The organism is Streptomyces sp. SCSIO ZS0520 (genome assembly GCF_025643355.1).
In the GTDB taxonomy this organism is placed as follows: domain Bacteria; phylum Actinomycetota; class Actinomycetes; order Streptomycetales; family Streptomycetaceae; genus Streptomyces; species Streptomyces physcomitrii.
Map to the genome: position 1 here is coordinate 6,227,819 of NZ_CP092644.1, position 21,011 is coordinate 6,248,829.

18 protein-coding genes are annotated in these 21,011 nt (G+C 73.9%); 10 read left to right on the forward strand and 8 right to left on the reverse strand.

Translation table 11 applies throughout. From position 1 onward, the window contains the following. Positions 1-69 precede the first annotated feature (69 nt). The 3 genes from MID12_RS25085 (at position 70) to MID12_RS25095 (ending at position 4,043) form a co-directional block, all read left to right on the forward strand. Positions 70-1,536, forward strand: a complete 1,467-nt coding sequence (locus MID12_RS25085; RefSeq protein ID WP_263170894.1) for an HtaA domain-containing protein — start codon at positions 70-72, stop codon at positions 1,534-1,536. Between the two features lie 106 nt (positions 1,537-1,642). Further along, on the forward strand, positions 1,643-3,145 hold the full coding sequence (locus tag MID12_RS25090) for an HtaA domain-containing protein (RefSeq protein ID WP_263170896.1): 1,503 nt from the start codon (positions 1,643-1,645) through the stop codon (positions 3,143-3,145). Between the two features lie 184 nt (positions 3,146-3,329). Then, positions 3,330-4,043 carry a PhzF family phenazine biosynthesis protein gene (locus tag MID12_RS25095; protein ID WP_263170897.1) on the forward strand — a complete coding sequence of 238 codons (714 nt, stop codon included), beginning with the start codon at positions 3,330-3,332 and terminating at the stop codon, positions 4,041-4,043. Between the two features lie 12 nt (positions 4,044-4,055). Here the strand turns inward: MID12_RS25095 and MID12_RS25100 are convergent, their stop codons facing one another. Then, entirely contained in the window at positions 4,056-4,706 is a 651-nt protein-coding gene (locus MID12_RS25100) for a heme oxygenase (biliverdin-producing) (protein ID WP_040254142.1), read from the reverse strand. Between the two features lie 323 nt (positions 4,707-5,029). On the opposite strand from MID12_RS25100, the gene MID12_RS25105 reads away from it, so the two are divergent. Further along, the gene (locus tag MID12_RS25105; protein WP_040254144.1) at positions 5,030-5,506 is read left to right on the forward strand and encodes a VOC family protein; all 477 of its coding nucleotides are present in this window, start codon (positions 5,030-5,032) and stop codon (positions 5,504-5,506) included. Positions 5,507-5,647: 141 nt separating this feature from the next. Here MID12_RS25105 and map read toward each other — a convergent pair whose 3' ends face one another. Further along, the gene (map, locus tag MID12_RS25110) at positions 5,648-6,505 is read right to left on the reverse strand and encodes a type I methionyl aminopeptidase (RefSeq protein ID WP_040254146.1); all 858 of its coding nucleotides are present in this window, start codon (positions 6,503-6,505) and stop codon (positions 5,648-5,650) included. A 140-nt stretch (positions 6,506-6,645) separates the two neighbouring features. Here map and MID12_RS25115 point away from each other — a divergent pair, with 140 nt between their 5' ends. Then, a complete protein-coding gene (locus tag MID12_RS25115) occupies positions 6,646-6,873 on the forward strand; it encodes a hypothetical protein (RefSeq protein WP_168540497.1) in 228 nt (75 codons plus the stop codon). A gap of 3 nt (positions 6,874-6,876) precedes the next feature. Here MID12_RS25115 and MID12_RS25120 read toward each other — a convergent pair whose 3' ends face one another. Both MID12_RS25120 and MID12_RS25125 read right to left on the reverse strand, forming a co-directional pair. After that, complete coding sequence (locus MID12_RS25120) at positions 6,877-8,217, reverse strand: MFS transporter (protein ID WP_263170900.1); 1,341 nt, start codon at positions 8,215-8,217, stop codon at positions 6,877-6,879. Positions 8,218-8,282: 65 nt separating this feature from the next. Then, positions 8,283-8,891, reverse strand: coding sequence for a hypothetical protein (locus MID12_RS25125; RefSeq protein WP_040254151.1), 609 nt, complete (start codon positions 8,889-8,891; stop codon positions 8,283-8,285). 270 nt (positions 8,892-9,161) lie between these two features. Between MID12_RS25125 and MID12_RS25130 the strand changes: the two genes are divergently transcribed. From MID12_RS25130 to MID12_RS25140, 3 genes are all read left to right on the forward strand, one after another. Beyond that, a complete protein-coding gene (locus MID12_RS25130; RefSeq protein ID WP_263170902.1) occupies positions 9,162-10,265 on the forward strand; it encodes a sialidase family protein in 1,104 nt (367 codons plus the stop codon). Between the two features lie 55 nt (positions 10,266-10,320). Beyond that, the gene (npdG, locus tag MID12_RS25135; RefSeq protein ID WP_263170904.1) at positions 10,321-11,046 is read left to right on the forward strand and encodes an NADPH-dependent F420 reductase; all 726 of its coding nucleotides are present in this window, start codon (positions 10,321-10,323) and stop codon (positions 11,044-11,046) included. A gap of 234 nt (positions 11,047-11,280) precedes the next feature. Next, entirely contained in the window at positions 11,281-11,490 is a 210-nt protein-coding gene (locus tag MID12_RS25140; RefSeq protein ID WP_263170907.1) for a hypothetical protein, read from the forward strand. Positions 11,491-11,523: 33 nt separating this feature from the next. Here the strand turns inward: MID12_RS25140 and MID12_RS25145 are convergent, their stop codons facing one another. Further along, complete coding sequence (locus tag MID12_RS25145; RefSeq protein WP_040254159.1) at positions 11,524-12,324, reverse strand: site-2 protease family protein; 801 nt, start codon at positions 12,322-12,324, stop codon at positions 11,524-11,526. A gap of 299 nt (positions 12,325-12,623) precedes the next feature. Between MID12_RS25145 and MID12_RS25150 the strand changes: the two genes are divergently transcribed. Beyond that, positions 12,624-15,902 carry an ATP-binding protein gene (locus tag MID12_RS25150; RefSeq protein ID WP_263170909.1) on the forward strand — a complete coding sequence of 1,093 codons (3,279 nt, stop codon included), beginning with the start codon at positions 12,624-12,626 and terminating at the stop codon, positions 15,900-15,902. An 84-nt stretch (positions 15,903-15,986) separates the two neighbouring features. On the opposite strand, the gene MID12_RS25155 is transcribed toward MID12_RS25150, so the two are convergent. The 3 genes from MID12_RS25155 to panB all read right to left on the reverse strand — a co-directional run bounded on the left by MID12_RS25155 (position 15,987) and on the right by panB (position 19,327). After that, complete coding sequence (locus MID12_RS25155) at positions 15,987-16,859, reverse strand: ABC transporter permease (RefSeq protein ID WP_078845232.1); 873 nt, start codon at positions 16,857-16,859, stop codon at positions 15,987-15,989. Continuing rightward, complete coding sequence (locus MID12_RS25160) at positions 16,856-17,887, reverse strand: ATP-binding cassette domain-containing protein (protein ID WP_263170910.1); 1,032 nt, start codon at positions 17,885-17,887, stop codon at positions 16,856-16,858. Before MID12_RS25160 ends, MID12_RS25155 begins: the two co-directional genes overlap by 4 nt. A 570-nt stretch (positions 17,888-18,457) precedes the next feature. Continuing rightward, a complete protein-coding gene (gene panB, locus MID12_RS25165) occupies positions 18,458-19,327 on the reverse strand; it encodes a 3-methyl-2-oxobutanoate hydroxymethyltransferase (protein ID WP_263170912.1) in 870 nt (289 codons plus the stop codon). A 432-nt stretch (positions 19,328-19,759) separates the two neighbouring features. Here panB and MID12_RS25170 point away from each other — a divergent pair, with 432 nt between their 5' ends. Next, a complete protein-coding gene (locus MID12_RS25170) occupies positions 19,760-20,791 on the forward strand; it encodes an endonuclease/exonuclease/phosphatase family protein (RefSeq protein WP_263170913.1) in 1,032 nt (343 codons plus the stop codon). The last annotated feature ends 220 nt before the right edge of the window (positions 20,792-21,011 follow it).

Sequence of the window (21,011 nt, forward strand, 5' to 3'; positions counted from 1 at the left end):
CTCGGTCAGCCTAGGTTAGGCTAACCTTACTTTCCAGTGGGGGCCCGGTCCGGCCCGGAGGGGGGATTCATGCTGCCGAGAAACACGCTGCGAGCGGTCGTGATCGCGGTCTTCAGCGCGCTGCTCGCCGCCCTGCTGCCGATGGCCACCGCCCGCGCCGAGGAGCGCACGGTCGGCGGCGGCAGGCTGGACTGGGGCATCAAGGCCTCCTTCCAGAGCTATGTCACCGGGCCCATCGCCCAAGGCAGTTGGTCCCTGGTCCAGGGGGCGGCCACGGTCGGCGGCAGCGACTTCCGCTTCCACTCCGCCACCGGCGGCTACGACCCCCGGAGCGGCACCTTCCACTCCGCCTTCTCGGGCGGCGTGCACTTCACCGGGCATCGGGATGGCGACGGCTCGTACCAGCTGGACCTGACCATCTCCCGCCCCAGCGTGCGGATTTCGGGCGGCAGTGGCACCCTCTCGGTGGACATGGTCAGCAAGGAGCGCGGCAGCGGGAAGGTCACCACCACCCGCCAGGTCCCCTTCGCCTCGCTCGACCTCTCCGGCATCGACACCCGGGGCGGCACCAGCCCGGTCGCCCTCCGGCGCGTCCCCGCCACGCTGACCGCCCAGGGCGCCAAGGCCTTCGCCGGGTACTACACCGCGGGCACCGCCCTCGACCCGGTCAGCCTCTCGGTCGACGTCGCGGGCCCCGCCGCCTCCCGGAAGCCGAGCGCCGAGCCGAAGCCCACCGCGGGCGGCAAGAAGACCGAGGGGCGCATCGCGGACGCCGCCGTGGACTGGGGGGTGCGCCGCACCTTCCGGGAGTACGTCACCGGCGAGGTGACCCAGGGCAGGTGGACCCTCTCCGGCGGTGCCCAGGACGGCGGTGCCCTCTTCCGCTTCCCCTCCGGAAAGGGCAGCTACCGGGCCGAGGACGGAAAGGCCCAAGGCCCGCGCCTGGACGCCGACTTCGAGGGATCCCTGCGCTTCACCGGCCGCCACGGACTCGACCTGACGCTGCGTCATCTCGCGGTGCGCGTCGAGGACGGCAAGGGCACCCTCTACGCGGACACCGAGGACGCCGGCAAGGCGAGAAAGCACCAGCCGCTCGTCACCTTCGCCGCCGGGGAACTCGCCGCGAAGGACGGGCTCGCCACCCTCACCGAGGTGCCCACGAGGCTCACCGCCGAGGGCGCGAAGGCCTTCGGCGGCGTCTACCGCGCGGGCACCGCCATGGACCCGCTCTCGCTCGCCGTCGCCCTCGACAAGAGTGCCCGGCTCCCGGCCCTGCCCGACCTCGGCTCCGACCGGGCCACTCCCTCGCCCAGCGCCTCCCCGAAGACCGCGGCCGAGGACACCGGCTCCCCCCAGAAGGCCTCGTCCTCCTCCGACGGCTTCCCCGCGCTGCCCGTCGGCCTCGCCGCTGCCGCCGCGCTGCTGCTCGCCGCCCTCGCCCTCTTCCTCGTACGCAAACGCCGTACGGCGGCGGCGAGTTCGGCCGAGGGCGGAAGCGCGGACCCCGCCGAGGCCCCCGGCACCTCCCAGGACTGAAGCGCCCCGCGCGCCCGGCGCCCTCCGTCCCCCGCCCGGTAGTCCCGGCGGCGCGGCCCGCGCGCCGTCCCCCGTACGTACCCCGACCCCAAGGAGAACCACGATCATGGCAGTCATCCGCCGCCGTACCGCCTTCGCCGCCTCGGTCGCCGCCGCGCTCACCCTCGGTGCCGCCGGCTCCGTCGCCCTGCCCGCGGTGGCCGCGCCCGGCGAGGGTGCCCCGGCCGCGAAGGCGATCGAGCTCAAGGACGGGACGCTGGACTGGGGCTTCAAGGAGTCCTTCCGCAAGTACCTGCTCTCGCCGATAGCCCAGGGCCGCATCGAGGTGGCCGACGGCGCCGAACAGGCCCCGGACAACGGCCCGTTCACCTTCACCGGCGGCACCGGCAGCTACGACACCGGCACCCACGCCGTGGACACCGCCTTCCGGGGCGGCGTCCACTTCTGGGGCCACAACGGCACCCTGGACATCACCCTCTCCGACCTGAAGCTCGCCACCACCGGCACCGCGGGATCGATCACCGCCGATGTCACCACCGGCAAGGAGGGCGAGAAGCCCGCCACCGACCAGGACGTCCCGCTCGCCGGAATCGACCTGAGCGAGGTCCAGCCGGGGCAGGGCGAGGGCGGCGCGATGGTCTTCCAGGACATCCCGGCCAAGCTCACCAAGGAGGGCGCCGCCGCCTTCCAGGGCTTCTACCAGGAGGGCACCGCCCTCGACCCGGCGACGCTGACGGTGACCCCCGCCGCCGCGCCCACCGGCGAACCGACCACCGGGCCCACCGGGGAGCCCACCGCCACCCCGAGCGGCACCCCCACCGCCGAGCCCTCCGGCACCCCGACCGCCACGCCCTCCACCAGCGCCCCGGCCCCGGCCGGCGAGGTCTTCGACGCCACCCTCTCCTGGGGTCTGAAGCAGTCCTTCCGCACGTACATCCTCACCGGCGGCGAGATCAAGGCGGCGGGCGGCGCCGAGGACAACGGCAACGGCTGGGACTTCCCCTACGCCAAGGCCGAACTCGACTCCGACGCCAAGAAGGTGAGCGCCTCCTTCGAGGGCAGCGTGCGATTCCTGTACCCGGGCCACGGCATCGACATGAGCTTCGGGGGCCTCGCCATCGAGGCCGAGGGCACCAAGGGCACCCTGGTCGCCGATGTGACGACCCCTCAGGGCACGAACAAGGACGTGCAGTTCGCCACCCTCGACCTCGGCAAGGCCGACTGGAGCCCCGAGGGCGACGTGGTCCTGCTCGACAAGATCCCCGCCAAGCTCACCGCCGCGGGCGCCGAGCAGTTCGAGAACGAGACCACCGGCTCGCCCTACCCCGCGGGCACCGTCCTGGACCCGGTGACGGTCGCCCTCGCGGTCTCCGACGACGCCCGACTGCCGGGCGGCAGCGGCGGTTCCGGCGGCTCAGGCACCGGCGGCGGCGCGGCGGCCGCTGGCGGTTCGGTGGGCGGCGGCTCGGTCGGCGGGGGCGGTGCGCTCGCCACCACCGGCTCCTCGGTGCCCGCCGGGGCCCTGGTCGCCGGGGCCGGTGTGCTCGCGGCGGCCGGTGCGGGCGCGGTCTTCCTGGCCCGCCGCCGCCCGGGCACCGGCCAGGCCTGAGCCGTGCCCGACCCCTCGACCGCCGCCCGCGGCTCCTGCCCACCTCCCCGCGGACGAGGGCCTCACGGCGGCGGTACGGGGCGTCAACGGCCGTACCGGCAGAGGCCGTTGACAGAAAAGTGGACGGGGCCGTACCGGGGGACCCCCGGCACCGGCCCCGTCCACGCGATGCTTCAATGCCCGGATGACCGCACCCGAAGGCACCTCCCTGCTCGCCCAGTGCCACTCCTTTGGGCTCGCCCCGGGCCGCCGCCCCGTCCTGGTCGATGTGCTGCGCGTCTTCTGCGCCCCCGACGGCGGTCACGGCAACCGGCTCGGTGTGGTGCGCGAAGGCAGCCAGGTCCCCTCGATGGCCGCGCGGCAGCAGCTGGCCGGGCGGCTCGGCTACAGCGAGACGGTGTTCGTCGACGACCCCGAGCGCGGCGCCCTGGACATCTACACCCCCGGTGACCGGCTGCCCTTCGCCGGGCATCCCTGCGTCGGCGCCGCCTGGCTGCTCGACGTACCCGAACTCCTCACCGAGGCGGGCGCCGTGGGCGCCCGGCTCGACGGGGAGTTCAGCTGGATCGAGGCCGAGCCGGGCTGGGTGCCGCCGCGCACCCTGCGCCAGTACGGGACACCGGCCGAGGTGGCGGCCCTCGAGGTGCCGCCCGCGGGGGAGTGGATCTACGCCTGGGCCTGGGAGGACGAGCCCGCGGGCCGGGTGCGGGCGCGCGCCTTCCCCGGCCGGGGCGACGGCATCGAGGAGGACGAGGCCACCGGGGCGGCGGCCCTGCTCCTGACCGCGCAGCTCGGCCGCGCCCTCAACATCACCCAGGGCCGCGGCTCCCAGCTGCTCACCGCCCCGCAGCCGGGCGGTCTCGTCGAGATCGGCGGCCGGGTGCGGCTGGAGCGATGACAGGCTCCCGGCTCAGGCGCTGAGCGGGAACTCCTCGCCCAGCTCGCGGAAGACCGCGGTGTTCAGCTCGAAGGCGCGCTTGCACTCGTCGACGATGCGCTGCTTCTCCAGATCGTCCGCCGGGAGCGCGTCGAGCAGTTCGCGGTACTCGCGCTTGAAGGCCGCCGGATTGCCGATCTGCTCGAAGACGTAGAAGCGCACGCCGTCGCCCTTGCGCGCGAAGCCCCAGGTGCGCTCGGCCTTGTCCCGGATGATCTGGCCGCCGGAGAGGTCGCCCAGGTAGCGGGTGTAGTGGTGGGCGACATAGCCGCCGGGCCAGTCGGCCGCGCAGGCGGCGACCCGGTCCGCGTACCGCGCGGTCGCGGGCAGGGCGGTGACGGCGGTGCGCCACCGCGGGCCGTGCAGGTGCTCCAGGTCGCGCTCCAGCTCGGCCTTGCGCAGCAGCTCGGGGCGGAGGAAGGGGCCGGCCACCGGGTCCTCGGCGAGGCGGGGGACCGCGGACTCCAGGGCCTCGTAGACGAACCAGAGCTGCTCGGTGTAGCGCCGGAAGGCCTCCACGCCGAGTTGTCCGCCGAGCAGGTGGCTCATGAAGGACGAGGTCTCGGCCTGCGTGTGCTGCTCGTGCGAGGCGGTGCGGATGAGCGTCGAGAACGACGTGCTCACGGAGTTCCTCCAGGGCCCGGGGACGGGAACAGCCCCATCATCTAAGGTTAGGCTTGCCTAAGTCAACAGCTTTGCCGACGGTCTGTCGGGAACCACGCTACCCCGATTGCCCCGGCCGGAAAACGCCCCGCCGAAAGCCCCTGCACGGCCTTTCCGCACCCGCCTGCCCCGGGGACCCGCGCCCGTACCGATGACTTTCCGCGCGCGCCCCGGTCCTTACTGGACAAGAGGCCAAAGACTGCCGAACGAGCAGGAGCCCCGCCCACCCACCGACCGCGGCGGGACGGCAGAGAACCGGCACCCGGCGAGAGCAGGAGCAGACCATGCCCAGGATCACCCCCACCCTCTGGTTCGACACCCAAGGCAAGGAGGCCGCCGACTTCTGGGTCTCGGTCTTCCCGAACTCGAAGATCGTCGACGTCAGCTACTACGGAGAGGCGGGCCCGCGGCGCTCCGGCACCGTGCTCACCGTCGACTTCGAACTCGACGGCCAGCCCTACATGGTCCTCAACGGCGGCCCGGAGTTCACCTTCGACGAGGCCGTCTCCTTCACCGTCGACTGCAAGGACCAGGAGGAGGTCGACTACTACTGGGAGGCGCTGATGGCGGGCGGCGGCGAGCCCGGCCAGTGCGGCTGGCTCAAGGACCGCTTCGGGGTCTCCTGGCAGGTCGTCCCGCAGGAGCTGGGAAAGCTGATCGCCGACCCGGACCCGGGCCGCGCCCAGCGCGCGATGGCGGCCATGCTCGGGCAGGTCAAGCTCGACATCGCGGCGATCAGGGCCGCGGCGGACGGCCAGTAGACCCCGCCCCGGGGCCGGCCCGCACGCGGCGGAGCCCCCGGCCCGGCTGTCCGCCGGGCGGGGGCTCCCGTGTCTTTTGGCGCTGCGGCTCCCGTGTCTCTGCCGCTGCCAGGAGTGGTGCTCAGGGCGCCGGGTGCCGGGTCACGGCAGCGTGAGGATCTCCGCGCCGCTCTCGGTGACCACCAGCGTGTGCTCGAACTGGGCTGTCCGCCTGCGGTCCTTGGTGACCACGGTCCATCCGTCGTCCCACATGTCGTACTCGTGGGTACCGAGCGTCAGCATCGGCTCGATGGTGAAGGTCATGCCGGGCTGGATCAGCGTGGTGGCGTGCGGGCTGTCGTAGTGCGGCACGATCAGGCCGGAGTGGAAGGAGGTGTTGATGCCGTGCCCGGTGAAGTCGCGCACCACTCCGTAGCCGAACCGTTTCGCGTACGACTCGATGACCCGGCCGATGACGTTGATCTGGCGGCCCGGCTTGACCGCCTTGACGGCCCGGGTCAGGGACTCCTCGGTGCGCTCGACCAGCAGCCTGCTCTCCTCGTCGACCTCGCCGACCAGGTAGGTGGCGTTGTTGTCGCCGTGCACCCCGCCGATGTAGGCGGTGACGTCGAGGTTCACGATGTCGCCGTCGCGCAGCACCGTGGAGTCCGGGATGCCGTGGCAGATGACCTCGTTGACCGAGGTGCACAGGGACTTCGGGAAGCCGCGGTAGCCGAGGGTGGACGGGTAGGCGCCGTGGTCGCACATATAGGTGTGCGCGACCCGGTCCAGCTCGTCGGTGGTCACCCCGGGCGCGATCAGCTTCGCGGCCTCGGCCATCGCCCGGGCGGCGATGCCCCCGGCGATCCGCATCCGCTCGATCGTCTCGGCGTCCTGGACCTCGGGCCCGGTGTAGGGCGTGGGCGCGGGCTTGCCCACGTACTCGGGACGGGCGATGGAGCCCGGGACGGAGCGGGTGGGGGAGAGCTCCCCTGGTACGAGCAGTGACTGGCCAGACATGTCGACGAGTGTAACTACCGGGGATGGGGCACCATGGCCGCTGTACGGGGGCGGGCGCCCGCAGGCGGACCGGCCGGCCCCGCGGTCCGGGGGCGAGCCGCCGCCCGGACCGAGGACGCGAGTGAAGTGAGGGGACCGCGATGGCCCTGTTCAAGAAGCGCACCACCGGCAAGCCCGGCGAGTGGTACTACTGCCTCCAGCACGGCAAGGTCGAGGAGGGCCCGGAGTGCCCGGCGCAGGACCGCATGGGCCCCTACCCGAGCCCCGAGGCCGCCCAGCACGCCATGGACATCTCCGCCGAGCGCAACGCCGAGTGGGACAACGACCCCCGCTGGCAGGACGGCGGCCGCGGGGGCGAGAGCGGCTGAGTCTCAGGACGGCGCGGTCCCCGCGCTCCCGGCGGCCCCGGCCTTCTCGCCGGGGCCGTCCGCCGTCCGGCTCTCCCTGAGCCGTACCGCGTGCGGATCGGTCCGTACGTCGTAGCGCATCAGCCGGGGCAGGCAGGTGGCGAGCAGGGCCACCGCGCCCAGGCAGGCGAGACCGCCGGACCAGACCGAGGCGCGCACCCCGGCCAGCGCGGCCACCCCGCCGGAGCGGACCTGGCCCAGCTGCGGGCCCGCCGAGTAGGAGAGCAGCTCGATCCCCGCGAGGCGGCCGCGCAGGGCGTCCGGGATGGTCTGGTTCCACATCGCGGAGCGGAAGATGCCGCTGACCATGTCGCAGCAGCCGCCGAGAGTGAGGAAGAGCAGCACCAGCCAGACGTCGTCCATCAGCCCCGCCACCGCCACGCTCAGCCCCCAGCACCCGGCGGCGAGCACCACCATCAGCCCGTGCCGGTGGATCCGGGAGGTCCAGCCGCTGGTCAGGCTCACCAGGAGGGAGCCCGCGGGCAGCGCCGCGTACATCAGGCCGAGCGACCACCGCGCGTCCAACTCGTCGGCGAGGAAGGGCAGTACGGCGAGCGGGAAGGCGAACAGCATGGCCACCAGGTCGACGGCGTAGGTGCCGAGGAGCTCCTTGCGGCTCCAGGCGTAGCGGGCGCCCTCGGCGATGGAGCGCAGCGAGGGCCGCGCCGCCTCGTGCGCGGCCGGGGAGGCGGCGAGCCCGAGCGCGAGGCCGACCGAGGCCGCGAAGGTGGCCAGGTCCGCGGCGTAGGCCCAGCCGAGACCGGCGTAGGCGACGACCACCCCGGCGAGCGCGGGCCCGGCGACCCCGCCGACCTGCCAGCGCAGCGAGTTGAGCGCGGCGGCCGCGGGCAGGTGCGCGTGGGCGACGATGCGCGGGGTGAGCGAGTCGAGTGCCGGGCGCTGCACCGCGACCAGCGCGGCCGAGGCCGCGGCGACCAGGTACAGCGGCCACACCAGCGGCTCGGTGAGCAGCGAGTTGACCAGGAGCACCGCGCAGAGCACGCCCTGGCCGGTCTCGGTCCACAGGATCAGCTTCCGCTTGTCCATGGCGTCGGCCATCGCGCCGCCGTAGAGCCCGAAGACGATCAGCGGGATCAGCTCCGCGGCGCCGATCGCGCCCACCGCGGCCGCCGAACCGGTCAGCTCCTTCAGCTGCACCGGCAGCGCCACGAAGGTGAGGAAGCTGCCGAAGTTGGTGATGAGTCCGGCCACCCACAGGCGGCGGAAGTCCGCCGAGGTCCGCCAGGGCGCGAGGTCGGGCAGCAGGGCGCGCGGCCGGGAGGGCGGCGGGGGTTCCGAGGTCACGAGGGGCCATGGTCGGCGAGGCCCACCGGGCCGGGCAAACGGTTTTCCCACCGCCCCCTACGGCTTCACCACCGCTCCGGCGGCGGCGCCGTCAGCTGGTCGGCGAGGCGGGAGAGGCGGTCGCGGAAGTGGCGTCGGCCGCGGGGTACCGGGGCCGGGAGGGAGTTCTCGCCGGTGGCCGCGCTGACCAGGTGCTGCACGGTGTCCAGGTCGAGTTCGGGGGTCGGCGGCACCGCGAGCGCCTCATGGGCCAGGGCGTGCAGTTCGCGGTCGCCGGAGTCCAGGGCGAGCACGGTGGCGCCGGAGCGGCGGGCGTCCTGGACGCGTTCGAGCAGCGGGGCGCCCGGGGCGTCCGGGGCGACCACGAGGAGGGTCTCGCCGCGCCGGGCGGCCTCCAGGCGGCCCAGGCCGACCGCCAGATGGGCCGGGGCGCCGTCGCGCACCCGGTGCCGGACCAGGGTGGGGCTCAGCTCGGGGGTGCCGGACCAGGCGGCCTCGTCGACCAGATGGGCCGCGAGGTGCCAGGGCTCGTACTCCCGGGTGCCGACCAGGAGGAGTCCGCCGCCGTGCGGGACCACCGAGGAGCGCAGGGTCCCGGCGAAGCGGCGGGTGGCCCCGAGCCATTCGGTTCCGGCGAGCACCTCGCGCAGCAGCGCGACACGTACGGCGTCCATGGGCTGGGACCCTGCCCCCAACCGGCTTGCGGCGGAAGGCTGTTCGGCCCGCTTCACCCGAAAGGGGATGCACGGGGCGCGACTCGGCGCGACCGGGCAGCCTCGTCCCCGTCTCGGCCCCCGGGTGTCCTTGACCTTGTCCTAGGCGGGTTTCTAGGGTCGCGGGACATCCCATGTCCGGTGGTGCCTCGGGCCGGAGCGCGCCGCCGAGCGGTGCCGCCCCGGCCGGGACGCCGTCCGGTGGGGCGCCGCACCAGTTACGGAGCAGCCATGACCAGCGAGCAGTCGGTGCCCTTCCGCGCCGGGACCGAGGGGTACGCGAGCTTCCGCATCCCCGCCGTGGTGGCGACCGGGGAGGACACCGTGCTCGCCTTCTGCGAGGGGCGCGTCGGCTCCAGCGCCGACCACGGGGACATCGACCTGGTGCTCAAGCGCTCGCACGACGGGGGCCGCAGCTGGGCGCCCCTTGAAGTGGTCGCCGAGAACGGCGCGGACCTCGCCGGGAACCCGGCCCCGGTGGTCCTCGCCTCCGGGCGCCTGCTGCTCGTCCACGTCCGCAACGCCGCCGGGGCCTCGGAGGCGGGCATCCGGCGCGGTGAGGTCCCGGCGGAGCGGGCCCGGCGGGTGTGGGTGCAGTACAGCGACGACGACGGGGTCACCTGGTCCGCGGCCCGCGAGATCACCGCCGAGGCCAAGGATCCCGCCTGGCGGTGGTACGCGACCACCCCGGGCCACGCCCTCCAGCTGAGCAGCGGCCGGGTGCTGGTGCCCGCCAACCACTCGCTGGCCCCGGTGGGCGGCGACGACGGCACCGAGGGCGCGTACAACGGCGGGCACTGCCTGCTCAGCGACGACGAGGGCGAGAGCTGGCGGATCGGCTACGTCCACAACAACCCGGACGGGCTCGCCGGGCGCCCCGACCGGATCAACGCCAACGAGACCACCGCCGCCGAACTCCCCGACGGGCGCGTCTACTTCAACACCCGCAACGACTCCGCGGCCCCCGGCAGCCGCGCCGACGCCTACTCGGCCGACGGCACCGGACTCACCGCCCCCTACCGGCCGCAGCCCGCCCTCGCCGGGCCGGTCGTCCAGGGCAGCCTGCTCCAGCTCCCGGCGCCGGGCCCGCTCCTGTACGCCGGTCCCGCGCACCCCGAGCGGCGGGCCCGGATGAGCCTGCGGACCAGCACCGACTCCGGCGCGAGCTGGCGCACCGCCCTCACCCTCGGCGAGGATCCGGCCGCCTACTCCGACCTCGTCCTCCTCGACGCCGACACCGTCGGACTGCTCTACGAGACGGGCCGCTCCAGCGCGTACGAGACCCTCGCCTTCCGCCGGATCCCGCTCGCCGCGCTGCTCGACGCGGCCGGATGAGCGCAAGGGGCCCGGCAGTGACCACCGAGGGGCCGGCAGTGACAAAATCGGCCCCATGACTACTCCTGCTGAGCCCGCGCACCCGACGTCCGAGACGAAGAAGGCACCGGCCAAGGACCCCTGGGAGCTGCCGGATGTGTCCGGCCTGGTGGTCGGCGTCCTCGGCGGCACCGGCGACCAGGGCCGGGGTCTCGCCTACCGGCTCGCCCGGGCCGGTCAGAAGGTGATCATCGGCTCCCGGGCGGCCGAGCGCGCCGAGCACGCCGCCCGGGAACTCGGTCTCGGGATCGAGGGCGCGGAGAACGCGGAGTGCGCGCGCCGCAGCGATGTGGTGATCGTCGCGGTGCCCTGGGACGGCCACGCCAAGACCCTCGAATCGCTGCGCGCGGAACTGGCGGGCAAGCTCGTCGTCGACTGCGTCAACCCGCTCGGCTTCGACAAGAAGGGCGCCTTCGCGCTCAAGCCCGAGGAGGGCAGCGCCGCCGAGCAGGCCGCCGCCCTGCTGCCCGACTCCCGGGTCGCCGCGGCCTTCCACCACCTCTCGGCGGTACTGCTCCAGGACGAGTCCATCGAGGAGATCGACACCGATGTGATGGTCCTCGGCGAGAACCGCGCGGACACCGACCTCGTCCAGGCGCTCGCCGCCCGCATCCCCGGCATGCGGGGCGTCTTCGCGGGCCGCCTGCGCAACGCCCACCAGGTCGAGTCCCTGGTGGCCAACCTGATCTCGGTCAACCGCCGCTACAAGGCCCACGCGGGACTGCGGGTCACCGACATCTGAGGGTCACCGGCATCTGAGGCGCGCTGCGGTGCGGGTGTGCTGCGGTACAGCTGGGCGGGGCGGGCGTACGGCCACCGGGAGACCGGGGTTCGTGCGCCCGCGCCGTACGTCCGTGCCGTACGCCCGTGCCGTACGTGCCCGGCGGCGCCCCGGGGAGCCCGGGGACGAGGGACCGGGGATGAGGGACACTGGTGCAGGCAGCACCCGCCCGTGTCCGACAGGAGCCCTTCCCCCATGCCCCGCCTCGCGCTGTACGCCCTTGTCGTCTGTGCCCTCGCCGTCGCCGCGGCGGTGGTCTCCTTCGCCCGCGGCAGCTGGCTCGGCGTCGTATGGGTGCTGCTCGCCGGGCTCACCTCGAACATGGCGCTGTACTACATCCGCCGCGCGAAGGCCGCGGCGGCGGAGGCGACGAGCGCGGACGCCGGGCGGACGCCGACCGCCTGAGCCGCCGCGCCGCCCCCGCCCGCGGACCGGCGGCTACCCGGCCAGCTGCGGGATGTCCGGCTCGCCCTGCCAGAAGCGGTACAGCTCACGGCCCCAGTACGAGTCCCATTCCTCGACTCCGAGGGCGCGCAGGATCGTGTCCACCAGATCGAAGAAGGCGTCGTTGATCTCCGGCACCCAGAGCAGGCCGAAGACGGCGATCAGGCCGAACTGCGCGAAGGGCTCCAGCTGCCGCCGTATCTCGCGGGAGAGCCAGGGCTCGATGACCCCGTACCCGTCGAGTCCCGGCACCGGCAGGGAGTTGAGCAGCGCCGCTGTGACCTGGAGCAGGGCGAGGAAGCCCAGGGCGTACCGGAAGGGGTCGGGGACGCCGTCGAGGGCGTCCAGCCAGAAGGGCGCCGTGCAGACCAGGGCGAAGAGCAGGTTGGTGAGCGGTCCGGCGGCGGAGATCAGGCTGTGCCGCCAGCGGCCCCTGATCCGGCCGCGCTCGATGAAGACGGCCCCGCCGGGGAGGCCGATGCCGCCCATGATCACGAAGAGCAGCGGCAGCACGATCGAGAGCAGGGCGTGGGTGTACTTCAGCGGGTTGAGCGTCAGATAGCCCTTCGCGCCGATCGAGATGTCCCCGCTGTGCAGGGCGGTGCGCGCGTGCGCGTACTCGTGCAGGCAGAGGGAGATGACCCAGGCGCCCGTCACGAACACGAAGACGGCGAAGCCGGTGCTGCCGCCGAAGCCCGCCCACACCGCCCACCCGGCGACGGCCGTCACGGCGACGATGCCGAGGAAGACCGGACTGATCCTCCGGTCGCTGCGACGGATTCCGGCGAGGGTCATGGGGCAACTCCCTGTGCTGGGGCGGGCACGGCAAGAAGGCGGATGGGACGGGCAGGACGGACAAGGGTGGTGAGCGGGTCGTCCCGCCGGGCGGGCCGATGCTCTCGAACAGGCAAACGGACAGCTCCGGACCCGGGTTCCTGCCCGCTGTGCCTTCACCCAATCGGGCAGCGGCCGGGATCCCGGTTGACCCGGGCTGCCGGGTCGCCGGGGCGCCGCCGATCCTGCCAGGGCGCGCCGTTGTGGGGAAGCCGCGGCCCGCGCGCCCCCGCTCCCCGTCCACCAGGGACAATGTCCCCGTGCGCTACCGCATCCTCGGCACCACCCAGGCCCTGCGCCCCGACGGCAGCACCCTCGCGGTCGGCGGCCCGCGGCTGCGCGCCCTGCTCGCGGTGCTCGCGCTGCGGGCCGGGCGGACGGTGCCGGTGCGGGTCCTGGTCGACGAGGTCTGGGCGGGAGAGCCGCCCGCGGACGCGGCGGGTGCGCTGCAGGCCCTGGTCGGACGGCTGCGGCGGGTGCTCGGCGCCGAGCAGGTGCGTTCCGTCGACGGGGGGTACCGGCTCAGCGCCGGGCCCGAGGACGTGGATCTGCACCGCTTCGACCGGCTGACCGCCGAGGGGCGGCGCGCCCTGGCCGAGGAGGACTACGCGCGCGCCGCCGAGGCCCTCGGGGAGGCGCTGGCCCTGTGGCAGGGCGGGGAGGCGCTGACGGACCTGCCCGATGCCGCCGCCGAGTCGGCGCGCTGGGCGAGCCGGAGACTCGACGCCAGGCGGGCCCGTCTCACCGCCGAACTCGCCCTCGGCCGGGCCGAGTCCGTCCTGCCCGAACTCTCCGAGCTGGCCCGGGCCCACCCCCTGGACGAACCGCTCCAGGCGCTGCGGCTGCGGGCCCTGCGCGAGGCCGGACGCCCCGCCGAGGCGCTCGCCGCCTACGAGCACACCCGCCGCGCACTCGCCGACCGGCTCGGTACCGACCCCGGACCCGAACTGCGCGCGCTGCACGCGGAGTTGCTCTCCGAACCGACCCCCGCCCCGCCCCGGAACCCGAAGGCGACTGCGACCGCCGCCCCCACCACCGCCCGCCCCGGCAACCTCCGTGCCCGCCTCACCTCCTTCGTCGGCCGGGAGGCCGATATCGAGGCCATCCGCGCCGACCTCGGGCGGGCCCGCCTGGTCACGCTGCTCGGGCCCGGGGGCGCGGGCAAGACCCGGCTCTCCCAGGAGGCGGCGGAGGCGGTGGCGGACTCGGCGCCCGACGGGATCTGGCTCGCCGAACTCGCCCCCGTGGAGGACCCGGCGGCCGTACCGGGCGCCGTGCTCACCGCGCTCGGCGCCCGCGAGACGGTGCTCGCCGGTGCGGGCGCCCAGGAGCTGCGGGCCCTCGCCGAGCGGCACGGGGACGAGGCCTTCTCGCGCCTGGTGGAGTTCTGCGCCCCGCGCCGGATGGTGCTGCTCCTGGACAACTGCGAGCACGTCATCGGCGGCGCCGCCGACCTCGCCCAGGGCCTCCTGGAGCACTGCCCGCGGCTCACCGTGCTGGCGACCAGCCGCGAACCCCTCGGCGTACCGGGGGAGTTGCTGCGGCCGGTGGAGCCGCTGCCGGAGCCGGTGGCGCTGCGGCTGCTCGCCGAGCGCGGGGCGAGCGCCCGGCCCGGACTGCGGATCGAGGAGGAGGCGGCCGCCGAGATCTGCCGGCGCCTCGACGGCCTGCCGCTCGCCATCGAACTCGCCGCCGCCCGGCTGCGGATGCTCACCCCGCGCCAGATCGCGGACCGCCTCGACGACCGGTTCCGGCTGCTGACCAGCGGCAGCCGGACCGTGCTGCCGCGCCAGCAGACCCTGCGCGCGGTGGTCGACTGGTCCTGGGAACTGCTCGACGAGGCCGAACGCACCGTCCTGCGGCGGCTGTCGGTCTTCGCGGGCGGCTGCGAACTGGCCGCCGCCGAGGCGGTCTCGGGACCGGCCGCCCTGGAGAACCTCGGCTCGCTCGTGGACAAGTCACTGGTCGTCGCGGCGCCGGGACCCGAGGGCCCGATGCGCTACCGGCTCCTGGAGACCGTCGGCGAGTACGCCGCCGAGCGGCTCGACGAGGCGGGCGAGCGGGCCGCCGTGGAGCGCGCCCACCTCACGTACTACCGCGAGCTGGCCCGTACCACCGATCCCGCGCTGCGCGGGCCCGGGCAGCGCGCAGCGGTCGCCCGGCTCCAGCTGGAGTACGAGAACCTGCGCACTGCGCTGCGGCACGCGGTGGCCGCCCGCGAGGAGCAGGAGGCGCTCTGCCTGGTGCTCTCGCTGAGCTGGTACTGGCAGATCCGGGACCTGCGGCTGGACGCCCGCAACTGGTCGGGGGAGGTCATGGCCCTCGGCCCGGACCCCTTCGGCCCCGGCTCGCCGGAGGCCGAACCGCTCACCGAGCGCTGTACCGACGCGCCGCCGCCGATGCGCCCCGAGATCCTCGCCGAGGCCCGGCGCGGCGTCCACCTGGTCCATCTGGCCTCCGTGGGCCAGGACATCGAGGGGTGGAACGTCCCCGAGACCCAGGAGCGGCTGCGGGCCGTCGCCCGCGTCTACCGGCCCGGGCTGCCGCAGACCTGCCGCGCCCCGGGCAGCATGTGGATCTACGCGATCCTGCTCACCGGGGATGTGGAGCGGATGCGGGCCGTCGTCGACGAGACGGTGGCGGCCTGCCGCCGCCTCGGCTACGACTGGGAGCTGGCCGCCGCCCTCCTGCTGCGCGCCAATATGCTGGCCAACCGGTCCGACTGGGCGGGCGACGCGCGCCGGGACGCCGAGGAGTCGCTGGCCCACTTCCGCCGGATCGGCGACCCGTGGGGAGCCGCCGAGGCGCTGTCCGCGCGCGGCGAGGCCCATGAGCGCCGGGGTGAACACGCCCGCGCCGCCGAGGACTTCGGCCAGGCCCTGGCCCACGCGGAGGAACTCGGCGCCCAGACGCAGGTCGCGGTGCTGACGACCCGGCTGGCCAATATCCACCTGGAGTCGGGCGACTTCGCCCGCGGCGAGCGGATGCTCCGGGAGGTGGTGGACCGGGGCGCCCACCACGTCGGGGAGGCGCTGACCGTCGCCCGGCTCTTCTTGGCGATCGGGCTCGGCCGCACCGGCCGCAGGGAGGAGGCGCGCGAGCAACTGCGGCTGCTGCGCGAGGAGGTGAGCGTGCTGGGCTTCGTCGCCTTCGAGGGCTTCCTGCTCGGCACCCAGGCCTGGCTGGAGGTCCTGGACGGGAGGCACGAGCGCGGGCTCGCCCTGGTGCGGAGCGCGCTGGCGCACTCCCGCGACGCCCTCTCGCTGGCGATCATGCCGCAGATGGTCTCCGTGCACCTGACGACCGCGGCCCTCGCCCTGGTCCGCGACGAGGAGGGCGGCCGGGCCTACGAGGGCATCCGCCTCTACGGGGCGGCCGAGCGCCATCTGCCGAGCGGGCATGTGCCCACGGCCCCGGAGCGCGAGATCGCCGAGCGGGTCGAGCGCGAGGGGCGGGCGGCACTCGGCGAGGCGCGGTACGCCGCCGCCCGTGCCGAGGGCGACGGCCTCTCCCTCGACGAGGCCGTCGCCCTGGTCTGACGCGAACCGGTCCGAGGCGAACCGGCGGCGGGCCGGCGCGTGCGGCACCCGTCCACCGGGGCCGGAATCAGGTCTCCGTACGGATCAGGTCTTCGTACGGAACTTGTGGATCGCGACCGGCGCCATCACCGCGGTGATGACCACGGACCAGATGAGCGTGACCCAGACGTCGTGCGCGACCGGGCCCGCGTCGTTGAACAGTCCGCGCGCGGCGTCGGCCAGCGAGGACAGCGGGTTGTAGTCGGTGAAGGTCTGCAGCCAGTCGGGCATGTCCTTCGTCGGGGCGAAGATGGAGGAACCGAACTGCAGCGGCATCAGCACGAGGAACCCCATTCCCTGGATGGCCTGGGCGCTCTTCATCACCACACCCATGGTGAGGAAGATCCACATGATCGCGGAGCCGAAGACCATGGCGAGCGCGATGGCCGCGAACATCCCGGGGACGTTCGAGATCGAGAGGCCGAGCAGGAAGCCGACCGCGAGCAGGATCGCGGTGGCGACCATCATCCGCCCGATCTCGACCACGATCTTGGCCACCAGGACCGAGGAGCGCGCGATGGGCAGCGAGCGGAAGCGGTCCATGACCCCGGTCTGGAAGTCCTGGTTGAAGCCGGTGCCGACACCCATGGCGATGTTCATGCCCATCATCGCCATCAGCCCGGGGACCACGTAGTTGACGTAGGCGTCCTGGTTGCCCTTGCCGGAGATGGCTCCGCCGAAGACGAAGACGAACAGGACGGTGAAGATGATCGGCATCAGGACGGCGTCCATCATGGACTCCGGGTCCTGCCGGATCCACAGCAGATTCCGCCGCACCAGCGCGCCGGTGTGCCGCAGATGCGCCCGGAGCCCGATGCGCGCGTCGCCGCGATCGGCCACCGGGGACGGGTCGGGCCCGGGCCCGGCGGTGCGCACCGGCTCCTCGGGGGGAGCGGCGGTGGTCGACTGGGCGCTCATGCGGCGGCCTCCTCGAGGGCGGGAGCGGGGTCCTGCGGGGCACTGGCCTTGTGGCCGGTGAGGGAGAGGAACACCTCGTCCAGGCTGGGCAGTTCGGTGGTGATCGCGGCCAGCGGGATACCGCGGGCCGAGACCGCGCCGACGACCGCGGTGAGCTGCTCGTCGGAGAGGATCGGCACCAGGACGGTCGAGGTCTCGGCGTCCACGAGGGCGTTGCCGGGACCGGTCAGACCGGCCTCGTCCAGGGCCGCGGCGGTGGCGGTCAGCTCGGCCGGGTCGGCGGGGCGGATGCGCAGGGTGCGTCCGCCGACCTTCGCCTTGAGCTCGTCGATGCGGCCGCCCGCGATGACCTTGCCGCGGTCGATGACCGTCAGCTCGCTCGCCAGCTGCTCGGCCTCCTCCATGTACTGGGTGGTGAGCAGCACGGTCACACCGTCGGTGACCATCCGCTTGACCTCGGCCCACACCTCGTTGCGGGTGCGCGGGTCGAGTCCGGTGGTCGGCTCGTCCAGGTAGAGGACCTCGGGGCTGCCGATCATCGAGGCGGCGAGGTCGAGCCGCCGCCGCATGCCGCCGGAGTAGGTGTTCGCGGGGCGCTTGGCCGCCTCGGTGAGCGAGAACCGCTCCAGGAGGCCCTCGGCCCGCGACCGCGCCTCGGCACGGGAGAGGTCGAGCAGGCGCCCGATGAGGTAGAGGTTCTCGCGCCCGGAGAGCTTCTCGTCCACCGAGGCGTACTGCCCGGTGAGCCCGATGACCCGGCGCAGCTGCCGGGGCTGGCGCAGCACGTCGTACCCGGCGACCACGGCGGAACCGGAGTCCGGGGTGATCAGGGTGGAGAGGCAGCGTACGAGAGTGGTCTTGCCGGCGCCGTTCGGCCCGAGCACGCCGAGGACGGTGCCCTCGCGCACGTCGAGGTCGACGCCGTCCAGTGCTTTGGTCTCGCCGTAGTGCTTGACCAGCCCCCGCACGGAGACGGCGTGCGGGGAGCCGCTCGCCGTCGCTCGGGAGTTCTTGTCGATTCGCGTCATGGCCACCAAGGTGCCAGCCGCCACCGACAATCCTCCGACAAGCCGCCTACAGCGGGCGCCCGGAGTATCGGTGCCTGGTCGGCGAGGGGTCGGGGAGGTGTCCGCTGGGAGTCGGCGGGTGCCGGAATAGGTGGGAAATCGCCCGATACGGCGGAGAGTTGAGAGTCGCCGGCCTTCCCGCCGGAGACGCCGGAGGCCTCATTTTGTGACATGCGCCACTTCCCGCCCGGGGACGCTTACCGCACCCGGAACCGGGAACGGCGACAGCCCGCCGACGGGGGAAGGACGGCGGGCTGTCGTGGTGCCGCAGTGGTTCAGGGGCGCGTACGCGAAGGTCCGCGGTCCGCGCAGGGTGCGTGCGCGGGGGGTGCGGAGCGTGCGCGCACGCGGGCGCGGAAGTCCTCGGCCCGCGCGCGCGTGGACCGAGGGGCGCGTGCGTACGCGTACGAGGTCGTGCCCGTGCGCGTACGGGGGCGCGCCTTCCGCGCGGTGGGGCGCGGGGCCGCGGGCGGTGAGACCCTCGGCCTCCGGGCCCGGTCCGCGCGGAAGGCGGCCCTCAGGCGGCGGGTGTCAGTGCACCGAGTGCTCCGCGGCCGGGAAGGAGCCGCCGACCACGTCCTCGGCGTAGGCCTTCGCCGCCTCGCCGACGGAGGCGCGCAGATCGGCGTACTGCTTGACGAAGCGCGGCATCCGGCCGCCGGTCAGGCCCAGCATGTCCGTGGTCACCAGGACCTGGGCGTCGCACTCCGCGCCCGCGCCGATGCCGACGGTCGGGATGTGCAGGCTCCGGGTGACCTCGGCGGCCAGCTCGGCCGGGACCAGTTCGAGGACCACCGCGAAGGCGCCCGCGTCCTGGGCGGCCTTGGCGTCCTGGAGCAGCCGGTGGGCCGCCTCCTCGCCGCGGCCCTGGACCCGGTAGCCCATGGTGTTCACCGACTGCGGGGTCAGGCCCAGGTGGGCCATGACCGGGATGCCGGACTCCACCAGCAGCTCGATCTGCGGCAGCGAACGCCTGCCGCCCTCCAGCTTCACCGCGCCGACCCCGGCCTCCTTGATCAGGCGGGTCGCCGAGCGCAGCGCCTGCACCGGGCCCTCCTGGTAGGTGCCGAAGGGCAGGTCGGCGACGACCAGGGCGCGCTTGCTGCCCCGGACGACGGCGGCGGACAGTACGGCGATCTCGTCGAGGGTGACGGGGACCGTGGTCTCGTACCCGAGGTGGACGTTGCCCGCCGAGTCGCCGACGAGCAGGACCGGGATACCGGCCTCGTCGAGCACGGAGGCGGTCATCGCGTCATAGGCGGTGAGCATCGGCCACTTCTCGCCGCGCTCCTTGGCGAGGCCGATGTCGCGGACCGTGATACGTCGTGTGCCCTTGCCTCCGTACAGCGCGGGGGCGCCGGATTTCTCACCGGGCTTGGGGGCAGCCGAAAGCTGCGTCATCGCAACGGCTCCTTCATGTCATCTCGAGGCGCCCTGACGGCGTCCCCGGACCGGTTCCATGGTGGCACCGGATGCCGGTCGGGGCCAGACCCCTCGGGGAGCGGTACGCGTCACGCTCCCGGGTCAGGGCCGATCCTCCGCACAGCGGACGGCACCGTGTGCGGGCGGTGGGCACGGGGTGCCGCCCGGGCATGCCGGGAGCCGTGCGCCCGCCGGCGCTCTCCCCGGACGTCCGGTGTGCCGGTTGTGTCACAGCCTCCGGTCGCTTGTGTCACAGCCCCGGGCACCCGCCGCCGGGCAGGAACTCGGCCGGGAGGCCCGCTCGTCCTCCGCCTCGTAAGGCCGTTGTCGGACGGCAGGAGCAGCACCGGATATCGCCTAGTGTTTCGGGCAGGCGGGGACGGTGTGCACGGCAGGCGGTGAGGCGAGCAGATGGCGCAGGCATATATGACGGAAACGGACAACGCCGGCTCGGGTTCCGAGCAGGACCACGGCCGCTTCCGCCGCCTGGTGGGGGACTGGAGCAGGCCCGGGATCTGGCGCCGCGGCCTCGTCCTCGCCGGCTGCGCCGTGGTGCTCGCCCTGATCATGCTGGTGCACGCGCAGATCCCCAACAGCATCGGCAACCTGGGCAGTCTGACCGAGACCTTCCTGCCCTGGCTGGGCATCCCCGTCCTGCTGCTGCTCCTGCTCGGCCTGCTGCGCCGCTCGGCCACCGCGCTGATCGCGCTGGTCCTGCCGGTGGCGGTCTGGTGCGATCTCTTCGGCGGGCTGCTCACGGACAAGACCGGCGGCGGCGCCGACCTCACCCTGGTCACCCACAACGTCAACGCCGAGAACCCCGACCCGGCGGACACCGCCCGCGATGTCGCCGCCTCCGGCGCGGACGTCATCGCCCTGGAGGAACTCACCGAGTCGGCCCGGCCGGTGTACGCGAAGGCGCTGGGCGGCACGTACAAGTACCACGCCGTCGAGGGCACCGTGGGCGTGTGGAGCAAGTACCCGCTCTCCGGCACCAGGTCGGTGGACATCAAGCTCGGCTGGACCCGGGCGATGCGGACCGTGGTCACCGCCCCCGAGGGCGCGGTCGCCGTCTACGCCGCCCATCTGCCCTCGGTACGCGTGAAGGTGGACAGCGGCTTCACCGCGAGCCGGCGCGACCAGAGCGCCAACGCGCTCGGCGAGGCGATCAGCGCCGAGCCCGAGCGCCGCGTCGTCCTGCTCGGCGACCTCAACGGCACCATGAACGACCGCGCCCTGCACGCCGTCACCTCGCAGATGCGCTCCACCCAGGGCGCGGCGGGCGCGGGCTTCGGCTTCAGCTGGCCCGCCTCCTTCCCGATGGCCCGTATCGACCAGATCATGGTCAAGGGCGTGGAGCCCACCACCTCCTGGACCCTGCCGGGCACCGGCAGCGACCACCTCCCGGTCGCGGCGGGCATCAAGCTCGGCGAGCAGGAGTAGCGCCAGCGGCCGCTCCGGCGGGAGCAGTTGGAGCGGTCACGGAGGTCTTTACAGCCCGGTGCCGGTGCGCCCCCGTACGTACCGGCGTGCGTACCGGGCCCTCTTGCGCGGATCCGCCCCTTCGTCCAGGGTTCCGTAGCACTGGAGCCCGAACCGGCCGCGGGAGCCCCAACCGGGCGCCTCGCGGGGCGAGTCGACCGGTTCGCCCGTGCTCCTCCGC

What these genes read in the sequence shown, in the direction of transcription:
- MID12_RS25085 (WP_263170894.1), top strand. Translation starts at nt 70, where the DNA reads ATGCTGCCGAGAAACACGCTGCGAGCGGTCGTGATCGCGGTCTTCAGC.
- MID12_RS25090 (WP_263170896.1), top strand. Translation starts at nt 1,643, where the DNA reads ATGGCAGTCATCCGCCGCCGTACCGCCTTCGCCGCCTCGGTCGCCGCC.
- MID12_RS25095 (WP_263170897.1), top strand. Translation starts at nt 3,330, where the DNA reads ATGACCGCACCCGAAGGCACCTCCCTGCTCGCCCAGTGCCACTCCTTT.
- MID12_RS25105 (WP_040254144.1), top strand. Translation starts at nt 5,030, where the DNA reads ATGCCCAGGATCACCCCCACCCTCTGGTTCGACACCCAAGGCAAGGAG.
- map (WP_040254146.1), bottom strand. Translation starts at nt 6,505, where the DNA reads ATGTCTGGCCAGTCACTGCTCGTACCAGGGGAGCTCTCCCCCACCCGC.
- MID12_RS25115 (WP_168540497.1), top strand. Translation starts at nt 6,646, where the DNA reads ATGGCCCTGTTCAAGAAGCGCACCACCGGCAAGCCCGGCGAGTGGTAC.
- MID12_RS25125 (WP_040254151.1), bottom strand. Translation starts at nt 8,891, where the DNA reads ATGGACGCCGTACGTGTCGCGCTGCTGCGCGAGGTGCTCGCCGGAACC.
- MID12_RS25130 (WP_263170902.1), top strand. Translation starts at nt 9,162, where the DNA reads ATGACCAGCGAGCAGTCGGTGCCCTTCCGCGCCGGGACCGAGGGGTAC.
- npdG (WP_263170904.1), top strand. Translation starts at nt 10,321, where the DNA reads ATGACTACTCCTGCTGAGCCCGCGCACCCGACGTCCGAGACGAAGAAG.
- MID12_RS25140 (WP_263170907.1), top strand. Translation starts at nt 11,281, where the DNA reads ATGCCCCGCCTCGCGCTGTACGCCCTTGTCGTCTGTGCCCTCGCCGTC.
- MID12_RS25145 (WP_040254159.1), bottom strand. Translation starts at nt 12,324, where the DNA reads ATGACCCTCGCCGGAATCCGTCGCAGCGACCGGAGGATCAGTCCGGTC.
- MID12_RS25155 (WP_078845232.1), bottom strand. Translation starts at nt 16,859, where the DNA reads ATGAGCGCCCAGTCGACCACCGCCGCTCCCCCCGAGGAGCCGGTGCGC.
- MID12_RS25160 (WP_263170910.1), bottom strand. Translation starts at nt 17,887, where the DNA reads ATGACGCGAATCGACAAGAACTCCCGAGCGACGGCGAGCGGCTCCCCG.
- panB (WP_263170912.1), bottom strand. Translation starts at nt 19,327, where the DNA reads ATGACGCAGCTTTCGGCTGCCCCCAAGCCCGGTGAGAAATCCGGCGCC.
- MID12_RS25170 (WP_263170913.1), top strand. Translation starts at nt 19,760, where the DNA reads ATGGCGCAGGCATATATGACGGAAACGGACAACGCCGGCTCGGGTTCC.